The organism is Delftia sp. NA_296.1 (assembly GCF_052692095.1).
The window spans coordinates 53,588-65,910 of sequence record NZ_JBQZGF010000006.1; the positions used below are offsets into that span (position 1 = coordinate 53,588).

14 protein-coding genes and 1 tRNA gene are annotated in these 12,323 nt (G+C 70.2%); 9 read left to right on the forward strand and 6 right to left on the reverse strand.

The genetic code is table 11. The features are described from left to right. The first annotated feature begins 148 nt into the window (after positions 1 to 148). The 7 genes from ACUTR7_RS16220 to ACUTR7_RS16250 all read left to right on the forward strand — a co-directional run bounded on the left by ACUTR7_RS16220 (position 149) and on the right by ACUTR7_RS16250 (position 5,116). Positions 149 to 222 (forward strand) — tRNA-Gly (locus ACUTR7_RS16220). A 209-nt stretch (positions 223 to 431) separates the two neighbouring features. Continuing rightward, positions 432 to 695: a hypothetical protein gene (locus tag ACUTR7_RS16225; RefSeq protein WP_071957157.1), complete on the forward strand. Its 264-nt coding sequence runs from the start codon at positions 432 to 434 to the stop codon at positions 693 to 695. A gap of 42 nt (positions 696 to 737) precedes the next feature. Continuing rightward, the gene (locus ACUTR7_RS16230; protein ID WP_445609275.1) at positions 738 to 1,352 is read left to right on the forward strand and encodes an RNA polymerase sigma factor; all 615 of its coding nucleotides are present in this window, start codon (positions 738 to 740) and stop codon (positions 1,350 to 1,352) included. After that, entirely contained in the window at positions 1,349 to 1,876 is a 528-nt protein-coding gene (locus tag ACUTR7_RS16235) for a hypothetical protein (RefSeq protein ID WP_445609276.1), read from the forward strand. Before ACUTR7_RS16230 ends, ACUTR7_RS16235 begins: the two co-directional genes overlap by 4 nt. 2 nt (positions 1,877 to 1,878) lie before the next feature. Continuing rightward, positions 1,879 to 2,436, forward strand: coding sequence for a periplasmic heavy metal sensor (locus tag ACUTR7_RS16240; protein WP_445609277.1), 558 nt, complete (start codon positions 1,879 to 1,881; stop codon positions 2,434 to 2,436). A gap of 62 nt (positions 2,437 to 2,498) precedes the next feature. Continuing rightward, positions 2,499 to 3,869: a DUF1800 domain-containing protein gene (locus ACUTR7_RS16245; protein ID WP_445609278.1), complete on the forward strand. Its 1,371-nt coding sequence runs from the start codon at positions 2,499 to 2,501 to the stop codon at positions 3,867 to 3,869. A gap of 5 nt (positions 3,870 to 3,874) precedes the next feature. Beyond that, the gene (locus ACUTR7_RS16250; protein WP_445609279.1) at positions 3,875 to 5,116 is read left to right on the forward strand and encodes a DUF1501 domain-containing protein; all 1,242 of its coding nucleotides are present in this window, start codon (positions 3,875 to 3,877) and stop codon (positions 5,114 to 5,116) included. A gap of 110 nt (positions 5,117 to 5,226) precedes the next feature. Here ACUTR7_RS16250 and ACUTR7_RS16255 read toward each other — a convergent pair whose 3' ends face one another. The 3 genes from ACUTR7_RS16255 to ACUTR7_RS16265 all read right to left on the reverse strand — a co-directional run bounded on the left by ACUTR7_RS16255 (position 5,227) and on the right by ACUTR7_RS16265 (position 7,022). Next, entirely contained in the window at positions 5,227 to 5,556 is a 330-nt protein-coding gene (locus tag ACUTR7_RS16255; RefSeq protein WP_445609280.1) for a hypothetical protein, read from the reverse strand. 117 nt (positions 5,557 to 5,673) lie between these two features. Next, a complete protein-coding gene (locus ACUTR7_RS16260; RefSeq protein ID WP_445609281.1) occupies positions 5,674 to 6,657 on the reverse strand; it encodes a hypothetical protein in 984 nt (327 codons plus the stop codon). Positions 6,658 to 6,695: 38 nt separating this feature from the next. Next, a complete protein-coding gene (locus tag ACUTR7_RS16265; protein ID WP_225971107.1) occupies positions 6,696 to 7,022 on the reverse strand; it encodes a hypothetical protein in 327 nt (108 codons plus the stop codon). Positions 7,023 to 7,122: 100 nt separating this feature from the next. Between ACUTR7_RS16265 and ACUTR7_RS16270 the strand changes: the two genes are divergently transcribed. Together ACUTR7_RS16270 and ACUTR7_RS16275 are read left to right on the forward strand one after the other, a co-directional pair. Beyond that, on the forward strand, positions 7,123 to 8,292 hold the full coding sequence (locus ACUTR7_RS16270; RefSeq protein WP_445609282.1) for a hypothetical protein: 1,170 nt from the start codon (positions 7,123 to 7,125) through the stop codon (positions 8,290 to 8,292). Between the two features lie 21 nt (positions 8,293 to 8,313). Next, a complete protein-coding gene (locus ACUTR7_RS16275) occupies positions 8,314 to 9,141 on the forward strand; it encodes an isocitrate lyase/PEP mutase family protein (protein ID WP_216294299.1) in 828 nt (275 codons plus the stop codon). Here the strand turns inward: ACUTR7_RS16275 and ACUTR7_RS16280 are convergent. Genes ACUTR7_RS16280 through ACUTR7_RS16290 form a run of 3 tightly spaced genes read right to left on the reverse strand, consistent with a single transcriptional unit; the run spans position 9,126 to position 12,282 of the window. Further along, positions 9,126 to 9,431 carry a hypothetical protein gene (locus ACUTR7_RS16280; protein ID WP_216294300.1) on the reverse strand — a complete coding sequence of 102 codons (306 nt, stop codon included), beginning with the start codon at positions 9,429 to 9,431 and terminating at the stop codon, positions 9,126 to 9,128. The two genes, ACUTR7_RS16275 and ACUTR7_RS16280, sit on opposite strands and share 16 nt — an antisense overlap. Next, entirely contained in the window at positions 9,428 to 11,092 is a 1,665-nt protein-coding gene (locus ACUTR7_RS16285) for an SWIM zinc finger family protein (protein ID WP_445609283.1), read from the reverse strand. The genes ACUTR7_RS16280 and ACUTR7_RS16285 overlap by 4 nt, the downstream gene beginning before the upstream one ends. After that, positions 11,089 to 12,282: a VWA domain-containing protein gene (locus tag ACUTR7_RS16290; protein ID WP_445609284.1), complete on the reverse strand. Its 1,194-nt coding sequence runs from the start codon at positions 12,280 to 12,282 to the stop codon at positions 11,089 to 11,091. Before ACUTR7_RS16290 ends, ACUTR7_RS16285 begins: the two co-directional genes overlap by 4 nt. Positions 12,283 to 12,323: the final 41 nt, after the last annotated feature.

Here is a 12,323-nt window from a genome sequence, read left to right on the forward strand (position 1 = left end):
CCTACGCCAAAACCTACGCCAAAGTCCTAAGTGTAGATAGATTTCGTTGGATGCTAAGTTGAAGTTTTGCGGCAAAAACGGCGCGAGATTTCGAAGAAAAACAAGCACTTAGCGAAGAAATTCGTGCTTTGACAATGACTTATCTAAAGCGGGCGTCGTTTAATGGCAGGACCTGAGCTTCCCAAGCTCATGATGAGGGTTCGATTCCCTTCACCCGCTCCAGATTTCCTGGAGCAAAGTCCATCAGTCCCGGATACACATCGGCCACTGATATCCCACGGACCGCCTTCCGCGCGGGCCCGATCTCTCCCGCCTCCGACGGCACCCCCGCTTTTCTCCGCGACATTTTTTCGCTCCTCCGCGACGGATCCGTGCTGCCCGCGCGTTGAACGCAATAAGGCCGCCTGATGTGGCCGATGCAGGAGTCTTTCATGTCCTCATTGCGTTTGACTGTTCGCCGCGCCGTCCGTCCGCTTGCGCTGGCGCTTGCCGCCGGCAGCCTGGCCGCGCTGGCCGGCTGCGTGGTAGCGCCTGTTGCCCCCGTGGCGCCCGGCCCCTATGTGGTGCCGCCGGGCGTCGCCTATGTGGCGCCTGCCTATCCGATGCCCAGCGTCGGCTTCGTGTGGCAATACCACCCGCGCTACGGCTGGGGCTGGCACCATCCGGTCTACGGCTGGCATCGCGGCTGGCGTTGAGCCGCGCGACACTGGCTGACCCCGCCACTACACCGATGCCCTTTGGCTGAAATCGATGACCCGGATGCCGACCTGCTGGCGAGACTGGCCCGCGGTGAGCCGCAGGCCGCCCGCGAACTGGTGGAGCGCAAGCTGCCACGCATGCTGGGTCTGGCCCAGCGCCTGCTGGGCAACCGGGCAGAGGCTGAAGAGGTGGCGCAGGAAGGCCTGGTGCGCGCCTGGCAGCAGGTTGGCCACTGGCGGCCGGGCCAGGCCCGCTTCGACACCTGGCTGCATGAGGTGGTGCTCAACCTGTGCCGCGACCGGCTCCGCCGGCGCGCGGTGCGGCGCGAAGAAGCGCTGGACGAGCACGCCGAAGCCGCCGCCTTCGCCGACCCCGGGCCCACACCGGAGCAGCAGCTGGACCACGCGCAGCACAGCGCCCGGGTCGCCGCAGCCCTGGATGCACTGCCGCCGCGCCAGCGCGAGGCGCTGGTGCTGCACTACTACCAGGCGCTGCCCCAGGCCGAGGCGGCAGCACTCATGGGCGTCTCCGTGGATGCCCTGGAAAGCCTGCTGGCCCGTGCGCGGCGCAGCTTGCGCGCCCGCCTGCAGGACGCAAGCACGAGCACAATCGCTGCACCCGCACCCGCAGACCCTGGAGGATCACCGCCATGACGCCAGAACGCTTTGAACAATTGGCCGACGCCTGGGGCGCCGACCTGCGGCACTGGCCGGCACAGGAGCAGGCTGCGGCACGCGCGCTGATGGAACAGCCGGCCTTTGCGCCTGCGGCCCGGGCCTTGCTCGCCCGTGCAAATGAACTCGACACGCTGCTGGACAGCCATGCCGTCGCGCCCCCCAGCGCAGCGCTGGCAAGCGCAGTGCTGGCCGGTTTGCAAGCTCGCCCAGGCATGGCGACTGCACCAGGCCAACCATTGCCGCATGCATGGCCGCAGCCCCGTGGTACTGCGCCCGCACGGCCGGTGCGCGCCAGCGGCCGCAAGCCCTGGCATGGCTGGTGGTCCGGCGCCAGCATCGCCGGTGCGGGCCTGGCCGGTGTGGCCGCAGGCGCCCTGGCCGTGGCCTTGCTGATAGGCACGGCCTTGCCCACGGCCCGGCCGGCACAGTCCGAAGGCGGCTGGTGGCCCGGCACCGCCTTCGACACGGGTGGCGCCTTGGTGGAAGGAAGCGAGGAATGACGATGAACGAATCCCCCATCGGCGACGCCCCCCGCACGACGCACCTGCGCCGCTGGCTGTGGGCCTCTGCCCTGCTGAATCTGTTTCTGGTGGGCGGCATTGCCGGTGGCACCTGGCGCTGGTGGGCACACCAGGCCGAGGCCAGGTCGGTAGCCGCATCCACGCAGACAGGAACGCCCACCGGAGCACCGGCGGGCAGCCCCCCGGCCACTGCGCGCGGACTGCGCTTTGCCGCAGACGGCCTGCCGCCCGAGCGGCGCCAGGCTTTCCGTACAGGACTGCGTGAAGTGCGGCGCGAGGCTGCTGCGCTGACCCAAGGCAGCCGCGAAGGCCGCGCCGAGGTGGTTCGCCTGCTGGCTGCGCCGCAGTTCGATCGCGCTGCCGTCGAGGCTGCATTGGCACGCACCCGGGCCGCCGACACGGCGGTGCGCGAGCGCGTGGAAGCGCACGTGGTCGACTTCGCGGCCCAGCTCACGCCGGCCGAGCGACAGACACTGGTGCAGGGGCTGGCAGCGCAGCAAGGCCCCTTCCATGTGCCCGCATCCCCGGCCAGGCGCTGAGGAGCACAGGACACGCCTGCCACGCCCGCCCCGCCCCGCCCGCGATTTTTCGAGGTGAAGCCATGAATTCTGCCGCCATCGCCCTGAACCGATTCGGGCTGGGTGCCCGCCCTGACGAAGCACTGCCTGCCGACCCGCAGCGCTGGCTGCTGGACCAGTTCGCGCGCTACCAGCCACAGCCCCCTGCCTGGGCCGGTCACACGGAAACGGACGCGCTGCTGTCCGACTACCAGTCCCGGCAGCGCGAGCTGCGCAGCCTGCCTGAAGACCAGCGCGCCGCCGCCCGCCAGCAGCTGCGCCGTGGCGCACGCAACGGCTACCTGGACGCAGTGAACGCGCGCCTGGCCAGCGCCATCGACACACCCGCGCCGTTTGTGGAACGCCTGGTGCATTTCTGGTCGAACCACTTCGCGGTCTCGGTGGAAAAGCCCGTGGTGCTCGACCTGGCCGGCGCCTACGAGGCCGAGGCCATACGCCCGCACGTGCTGGGCCGATTCGAGGACCTGTTGCTTGCCGCCGTGCGCCACCCGGCCATGCTCGTCTATCTGGACCAGGCCCAGTCGGTGGGACCCGCCAGCCCCGCTGCACAGCGCGCCGCCCGGCGCAACCCGGACAAGACACGCGGCCTGAACGAAAACCTGGCGCGGGAAATCATGGAGCTGCACACCCTGGGCGTGCGCAGCGGCTACACCCAGCAGGACGTGACCGAGTTCGCCCGCGCGCTCACTGGCTGGAGCCTGGGCAATGACGCAGGCAGCCCGGCCGCCGGCGCCGGCTTCCAGTACCGCCCGGCATTGCACGAGCCCGGACCGCGCCGCCTGCTGGGCCGCAGCTATGCCGCAGGCGGGCAGGAGCAGGCGCTGGCCATCCTGCGCGACCTGGCGGCCTCCCCCGCTACCGCGCTCCATGTCGCGACCAAGCTGGCACGGCACTTCGTCGCCGACGATCCGCCGCCCGCGCTGGTGCAGCGCCTTGCGGCCGCCTACCAGCGCAGCGGCGGGGACCTGCCAGCCGTCTACCGCGCGCTGATCGATTCGCCAGAACCCTGGGCCGCGCCAGCCACGAAGTTCAAGACACCCTGGGAATGGGCCGTCTCTTCCATGCGCGCACTGGGCCGGCGCGAGTTGAAGGGTGCTCAGGCCGCCGGCCTGTTCAACCAGCTCGGCCAGCCGGTGTGGCGCCCCGGCTCGCCGGCCGGCTACGACGACATCGCCGCCAGCTGGGCTGCGCCCGATGCGCTGGTGCGCCGTGTCGAGCTGGCGCAGCGGCTCGCAGCCCAGGCCGGCAACAGCGTCGATGCGCGCGCGCTGGCACCCCGATTGCTGCCCGGCGATGCACTGGGCGCGGGCACGGCCGAGGCCATTGCCCGATCCGAAAGCGGCAGCGGCGCACTCGCGCTGCTGCTGGTCTCGCCCGACTTCCTGCGCAGGTGAACACCATGACCACGATCCATACGACCGCCACGAACATCGCGACCAGCACGGCGATCGCGGCCACCACGATGGCCAGGCGCAATCGCCGACATTTCCTGGGCCTGCTGGCCGCAGGAACCGGGCTGGCACTGGCCGCGCCCCACCTGGCGCTGGCGCGTGTTGCCACCGAGCGCCGCTTCGTGTTCATCATCCAGCGCGGCGCGGCCGACGGGCTGGAGACCCTGATTCCCTATGCCGACCCCGGCTACGCCCGCCTGCGCGGCGCCATCGCCGTGGACACGGCTGCGGCCACGCGGCTGGACGGCATGTTCGCGCTGCATCCCTCGTTGGCCGAGACCGGCAGGCTCTACGCCCAGGGCCAGGCGCTGTTCGTGCACGCGGTCGCATCGCCCTACAGCGACCGCTCGCATTTCGACGGTCAGAACGTGCTGGAAACCGGAGGCAGCGCGCCCTACCAGGTCAAGGACGGCTGGCTCAACCGCCTGGTCGCCCAGTTGCCGCACCGGGAAGAGGCCATTGCCTTCGCGCCCACCGTGCCCATGGCGCTGCGCGGGGCGGCGGAAGTGGCCTCCTACGCGCCTTCCTCCCTGCCCCAGGCCAGTGACGACCTGCTGCTGCGCGTGGCCAGGCTCTACGAGGGAGATGCGCAGCTGCATGCTCTCTGGACTTCCGCCATGGACACGCGCGGCGTGGCCATGGACGGTGGCAACAACCGGCCGCGCCTGGATGGCGCCAGCCTGGGCAAGCTGGCAGCCGGCTTTCTTGCCCGCCAGGACGGGCCGCGCATCGCCATGATCGAAACCGGCGGCTGGGACACGCACAGTGCACAAAACAACCGGCTGGCAGCCCAGCTCAAGAACCTCGATGCACTGATTGCGGCGCTGCATGACGGCCTCGGCGATACCTGGTCGCAGACCGTGGTGCTGGTGGCCACCGAGTTCGGCCGCACGGCCGCGGCCAACGGCACCGGCGGCACCGACCACGGAACAGGCGCCGTCGCCATGCTGATGGGCGGCGCGGTTCAGGGCGGCCGCGTGCTGGCCGACTGGCCTGGCCTGCAGCCCGGCCAGCTATTGGAGAACCGGGATCTGAAACCGACCACCAGCGTCGATGCGCTGATTGCCTCGGCAGCCGGCGAGTGCTTCGGCATCGACCCGCAGCGGCTGGCGCGCAACCTGTTCCCCCAAGGCCATGCCCTACCAGGCGGTGCCCCGGCGCGGTCGCTGCCGCCATTGCTGAGGTCCTGAACGCGGGCCGCACGCCAACATGAAAAAGGGCCGGCGCCTCAAGGCGGCCGGCCCTTGTGTCATGTGCGCAAGATCTGGCGAGATCTGACCGGTGGCTGCTCGGTGCCTGCTCAGTGGCCGATCTCACGGCTGACCTGGTTCTCCTGCTGGTTCAGCACATGCTGCTCGCTGCGCGTGACATGACCGCCGTTCTGGCTGGCCATGAGGCGTTCTTCCTGGCGGATCTTGCGGTCCTGCTGGTGCAGCGCAGCCGCCTGGCCATGGCTGATCTCGCCCTTGCGCACTTCGTTGTGGATGCGGCGGTCCTGGTTGGCCAGGCGGCCGTTGACCTCGGCACGGCGCGGATGGGTCTGGTCCCAGGTGGCGGCGGATGCGGCACTGCCGAGGCCGGCCAACGAAGCAGTGGCAATGACGAGCATGAAGGCTTTGCGCAGGGACATGGTGTTTCTCCTTGAAAGGATGTGGACGGACGTTGCTTGCAGAAAGCCGATGTCGGCTTGCCACATCACTTCAACGCACGGCCAAGGTCAATCCGTCGCGGCGCTTGTGCGGGGCTGCTACGCCTCGTCCTCCGCATCCCCGGTATCCCCGGTATCCCCCTCCGGCCCTACCCACCAGGCCCAGCTTTCTTCCTCGTCGGGCACGGGCAGTTCGCGGGTCTGCACTGCGTCGATACGGCGCCCGGCGCCACCGGCTTGCCATGCGTTGAGCAAGGCATCGACGGCGGCGCGGTCCACTGCGGCGATGCCCAGGTTGCGATCGGTCTGCCAGGGCGGTTCGCCCTCGCGTGGCGAAGCTTCCTCGGCATGCTGGTGGGGCGTGCCGTAGCTGCAGCGCATGCAGTAGTGGCGGATGCTGGCCGTCCAGTCCTCGGCATAGCCGATGCCCGGGGCTTCGGTACCCAGCAATTCCTGCAAGTCCTGCGCATTGGCGCAGGTGATGAAGACCACGAAGGTCTGGAATGCCGAGGGCTCCAGCCGCTGCAGCTCGTTGAAGACCGGCACTTTGCGCTGGCCGTTGAACCGCTGGCCGGTGGAGGCGCCGTCGTGCAGCACGATGTCGCCGAAACGATGGCCGCTTTCGGGCAACGGCACGTTGAGCAACTGGGCGCGCACGGGGTCGATGCGGCGCATGAACACGGTCTCGCCGCCTTGCCAGGGGTGCAGGCGCACCACGGCCACGCCGTAGTCACCCTCGATGGGGCCCTGCTCACCGGGCACCTGGATGCCGCAGGCCTTCCACAGCCTGCGCGCCGTGGTCCAGTCGGACAGCGCCGTGGCCGCGATGGCGCCATTCCAGAGGCTGGCTTCATCGTCTTCGCCGGCCAGTGCAATGGCGCGCAGGTTGTGGTCCAGCGATGGCTGCCAATCGCGCTGGTACTTGCGCGCCAGGCCCAGCATGTAGTGGTAGTGGCGGTTGTCCGGCATGTGGGCTGCCAGCGCCTCGAAGGCCTGGGCGGCCTCGGCCAGCGCGCCGCATTCCATGTCGGCATAGGCCTGGTCGTGCAGGGCTTCGAATTCGTCGGGTGTGGAGGAGGTCACGGTGCTGCGATGGGGCAAGGCTGGACAGCGCCAGGCGGCTATCGCACGCCGGGCGACGAGCTGCCCATGTCGACTTTCAGGTCCGGGAAGGAACTGACCATCTGGACCTTGAAGTCGGGGAAGGAGGTGACGATCTTCCACTCCCCGCAACTGTCTGCAAAGGAGTCCACCACCTTGACCTTGAGATCCGGGAAAGAGCTGGTGGCCTGGACTTTGATGTCGGGAAAGGAGTGCACGATCTGGACCTTGCCGTAGAGGCGGATGCCTTTGTAGGTGCAGTTTTTCTTGTCGAAGTCTGCGGCGTGAACGAAGGCCGGCAGTGCGAGACAGGCAAGGACAAGGCTGAAACGCGGCAGAAGTGGCATATGCGACAAGGGAGTGGGTCTTGAGAAACAAGCCAGGCCATGGCTTGCGGCCGCCCGCATACTAGCAGGCCGACCCACCCCTGCGAATGACGTCCCGCACATGCCGTCCATCCGTCCTCTGCGCCCCCTGCTGTTGCTGTTTCTGGCGATCTCGGTCGAGGCGCTGGCGCAAGCGCCAGCTCCCGAACCTGTCCCCGCCGCTGTGTCCGCGGCTGCATCCGCCGATGCTTCCGTTTGCAGGCACCGGGCCGACACCGCCTGCCTGCAATCCTTCAACCTGCCGGGCGATGCGGGGCGCATGCGCTACTACGCATCGCAGGCGCCGGGGGCCAGCAACGGCGCCATGCCCCGGTCCGCGCTGGTGGTGATGCACGGGCATCCGCGCGATGCCAACCGCAGCTTCGAGGCCGGCCTGCGGGCCGCCGAAGGCGCGCAGCGTCTGCAGGACACCCTGATCATCGCCCCGCTGTACCAGGTGCCCGAGGACCAGGCTGCGCATTGCCACAGCCGTGGCGTGCCCGCAGCCGGGAGCGCAGACGCGGTATGGACCTGCGCGGGCTGGCTGGCCGGCGAGCCCTCGCTGGGGCCGCATCCGATAGGTTCTTTCGCCGCGCTGGATGCGCTGGTGGCCGAGCTCGTGCAGCGCTGGCCCGGCCTGCGCAGCGTGACCCTGGCGGGGTTTTCGGCAGGGGCGCAGATGCTGCAGCACAGCGTGGCCTTTGCAGCCGATGCGCCGGGCACAGTCACCTTGCGCTACGTGATCGCCGACCCGGGCACCTGGCTGTATTTCGATCCCGTGCGGCCACAGCCGCAGATGGCCGGGCAGAGCACCGACTGGGCAGCCTGCGGCACAGGCGCGGCGTTTCCGAGGGCGTGCAGCTATGCCTTCCAGGTGCCGCCCGCCGCCAGCGCCTGCCCGGGCCATGACCGCTGGAAGTACGGCCTGCAGGACCTGCCCGGCCACCTGGGGCGCGATGGGGCTGCCGCGCGGGCCCGCTATGCGGCCGCGCAGATCGACTACCTGGAAGGCGCCCTGGACAGCAGCGCGGACAAGGGCGCGTTCTATCCCATCCTCGACAAGTCCTGCGCCGCCATGCTGCAAGGCCCGTTCCGGCTGCAGCGAGGCCACGCCTTCGCGGCCTACGAGCGCGAGCTGCTGGCGCCGCAGCGGCCACGCCGCTTCGTCGTGGTGCCGGACTGCGCCCATGATGTGGCTTGCGTGCTGCCGTCCCTGGCCGCGCGGCCCCTGCTGTTTCCACCAGCGCCCTGACCCCGCAACGGAGTGCCCCCCATGACCCCCACCACCGAACAAAAGCGCGCCACCTTCCACGCCCTGCACCGCCAGGGCTGCTTTGTGCTGCCCAATCCCTGGGATGCGGGCAGCGCCCGCATGCTGCAGGGCCTGGGCTTCAAGGCGCTGGCCAGCACCAGCTCGGGCCATGCCTGGTCGCTGGGCCAGCCCGATGGCGCCATCTCCCGCGAGATGACGCTGGAGCATCTGCGCAGCCTGGTCGCGGCCACCGATCTGCCCGTGAATGCGGACTTTGAAAGCGGCTTCGGCCTGGACCCGCAGGAGGTTGCCGAAAGCGTGCGCATGGCCGTGGACACCGGCGTGGCGGGCCTGTCCATCGAAGACTCGTCGGGCGATGCAGCCAACCCCTTGCGCAGCATCGAGGACGCCGTGGCCCGGCTGCGCGCCGCCCGTGCCGCCATCGACGAGGCCGGTGGCGGCACCTTGCTGGTCGGGCGTGCGGAGAATTTCTTCGTGGGCCGGCCCGATCTGGACGACACCATTGCCCGGCTCAAGGCCTATGCCGAGGCCGGCGCGGACTGCCTGTACGCACCCGGCATCCGCAGCGCCGAGCAGATCCGCGCCGTGGTGGCGGCCGTGGCACCCAAGCCGGTGAATCTGCTGATCGGAGGGGCCAGCGAATGGAGCCTGCAGGATGCCGAGGCCATGGGCGTGCGCCGCATCAGCGTGGGCGGCGCACTGGCGCGCGCAGCCTGGGGCGGCTTTCTGCATGCGGCGCGCTCCATTGCCGAGACGGGGCGCTTCGACGCGTTCGCCCAGGCCACGCCGGGTGCCGAACTGAATGGCTTTTTTCAGGGCAAGGACTGATCCGCACCGGCCTGCAGCCGCTGCGCGGTCATGACCCAGACCGCGATATCGAGCAGGGCGGCCGCGCGCTCCGCCGGCGGAAGCTGCGGGTTCAGCACGCCGTCCATCTGCCTTGCCAGGGCGCCCCAGCCCAGCAGCGCGCCCTCGTCGGCCCAGGCCCGGCCTGCGGCCAGCAGCGGTGCGCCGGCACCCGTCAGGCCTGCGGCCTGCATGTCGGCCAGCCAGGCCTGGCCTTGTTCCAGCCAATGGCGCAGCGGCGCCTCGGCGTTTTCGTTCGTTGCCGTGCTCATGGCTGTTTCTCCACGCTGCCCTGTGCAAGCGGCGGCTTCCAGGCCGTGCTGGGATGGTGCCAGTGCGCGCTGTCCTGCCAGCGCACGGAAGCCACGGCAATCTGCAACTGCCCTGCCACGAATTCCACGCGGCCAAAGACTTCCTGCAGCACGCGGCCGCGCGCCAGCTCCCTGCGCAATGCCTCACCCGCCCTGCCCTGCATGCCGTGCAGATCGCCCACAAGGGACAGGGAAGGCCCGGGCACCGGCGACTGCAATGCAATCGTCCAGCGCTGCAGCAGCTCGTCACGCTGCGCCAGGCCGCTGCCGGTCACCTGCAGCCGTGCCCAAAGGGGCGGCTGCTGACGCCAGGGGTCGGCATGCAGCTCCTGCAGATGGCGCTGCAGCAGGGCCTGGGGATCGTCGGCCCCCGGCTGTGCGCCTGTCTCCTGGGCCGGTGCCAGCCGCGTGGCGTCGCGCGCCGACAGGCGGCCATCGTCGCTGGCCCAGCCGTCCAGCAGCACATGGGGGCCTTGCAGCAGCTGCCTTGCGGTGAGGCCGCCCAGGGTTTCCGAGTCCAGCGCCTTGGCCGGTTCCCACTCCGGGTCGAAGCCTTCGGCGCGCGATGCGGACCAGGTCAGATACCGACCGCTGGCCGCGTCCTGCAAATGCACGGAAAACCCGCGCTGCCCGCCGCGCGCATGCCATAGCTCGGCTGCCACGGCGTGCAGGCAAAGGCCTTGCACGCGCCGGTAGCTGCGCCTGTGCACGCCCGCCAGTTCGCTCAGGGGCCGTGGCATGGGCTGTTGCGCCAGGCCGCGCAGCAGCATCCACAGCGCGGCGAGCAAGGGCGCCACGCGTTCGGCCGCACCGGCACGCCCTGCGCGCTCGTCACGCAAGGCGCGTACCAGCAGGTTGAGCACGCTGGCAGGGCGCGGCAGGTCGGCCTGGCGCAGTTCGGTGGCCAGCGCTTCGCCCTGGTCGAGGAAGGCAGGGCTCATGCCTGCACGGCCCTGCAGCACCCAGCCGGTCAGCCATTGGCGCGCCTGGGCCAGCCGCTGCAATGCGCCGGCTTCCAGTGCATGCGCCGGCAGCTCCGGCATGGGTGCGCCCGCCAGGCGCCGGGCCTGCAATGCCACCAGGGCGCGGTGGGCGCAGGCCGCTGCCTTGCAGCTGCAACTGGCCGCCGCCAGGCCACCGGCACGCGGCAGGCGCACGGTGACTTCGTCGGGGTTGGACAGTTCGCCGATCAGCGTGGCCGGGGCCTCTTCCAGCACTGCCTCGAAGCCCTGGACCATCCAGCGCAGGGCCTTGCGCTGGGCGGCCATTCCAAAGGCCTGGGCCACGGCGCCGGCATCGCCGTCGAGCCACGGGGCAGCGGGCGCCTGGGCCACGCCATCGGCCGGGGTCTCGTGGGCCAGCCGCGCCCGCAGGCCCAGCAGCAAGGCGCACAGATGGTGGCAGGGGCCAAAGGCGGGGCAGCTGCATTGCAGCGTGGCAAAGCCCGCGCCGGCCAGGGTCTGGACATGGCCTTCGATGCCGGCGCGGGCCTGGTTGGCCGCCAGCTCCCACTGCCCTGCATCCACCGCCGCCAGGGCCTTGGCCCCGCGCTTGAGCAGGCCCTTGTTGGCCCAGTCGGCAATGGCGTCATCGTCCAGGGTGCGCAGCCATTCCTGCATCATGAGGGCCGCCCTCCCTGCATGGCCCGGGCCAGCCAATCCACCAGATGGTCGGGCGTCATGGCGGCAACCTGGGCGCCTCGCGCCACCAGTTGCGCGGCCAGGTCGCGGTCATAGTCGGGGTGGGCGCGGCGGTCCAGCGCAGCCAGCACCAGCACGCGGGCACCACTGGCAACCAGCCGCTCGGTCTCGGCGATGACGCGGGCCTCGTCATGGCCTTCGTACAGGTCGGTGATCAGCACGATCACGCTGCGGCGCGGCGCGGCAAGCTGCCCGGCCACATGCGCCAGTGCCGCGCCGATGTTGGTGCCCCCGCCCAGTTGCGCGCCCAGCAGAAGCTCTTCGGGCGCATGCAGCTGGCCGGTGACATCGGCCACCGCGTCGGAGAACAGCAGCACATGGGTGCGCAGGGCGCGCACGCGCGCAAAGATGCTGCCCATGACGGCGCTGTGGATGACGGATTCATGCATGGACCCGCTCTGGTCCACCACCAGCCACAGGTCCCAGGTCAGGCGCTGTGCTTCGTTCTCCCTGAAGAACAGGCGCTCCAGCACCAGCACCTGCTCCTCGCTCTGGTAGTGGCGCAGGTTGTGGCGCAGGGTGCGCGGCCAGTCCAGATCGCTCATCTGCCCCTGGCCCCGGCTACTGCGGCGCCTGCGCCGCCGCCCCAGGGCCGAGTGCACGCGCGAGGACAGCCGCGCCTGCAGATCGGCCACCACGCGCGCCACCAACCGGCGGGCCTCGGCCAGCACCTCGGGGGGCAGGCTGGTGCGCACCGCCATCAAGGCGGCCACCAGTTCGATGCTGGGCGTGGCCTCGGCCAGGACCTGGGGATCACTGAGCAGGCCATGGAGCCCATAGCGCGACAGCGCATCGCGCTGCAGCGTTTCCACGGCGCTGCGCGGGAACAGGTCGCGCACCTCGCCCAGCCAGTGCACGGCCTGGGGCTCGGGCACGCCGCTGCCGCCCTGGCGCGCGGACAGCCCGCCTGTGCCCTGCCAGGCGTCGGTGCCTGCACCGTCGGGCTGCTCGCGCAGGCGGTGCTCGCGCTGGTAGAGATAGTCCAATGCCGCGTCGCGGCGCGCATCGGCGGCATCGAGCGGCTGCGCGGCAGCCAGGGGCTGGGCGGCTTCCGGCCCGAGGATGAGGCGCCAGCGCCGCAGGGTGGCGGCATCGATTGCCTGTTCCTGCATTGGCGGCTCGTGCATTGGCGGCTCGTGCATTGGCGGATCTT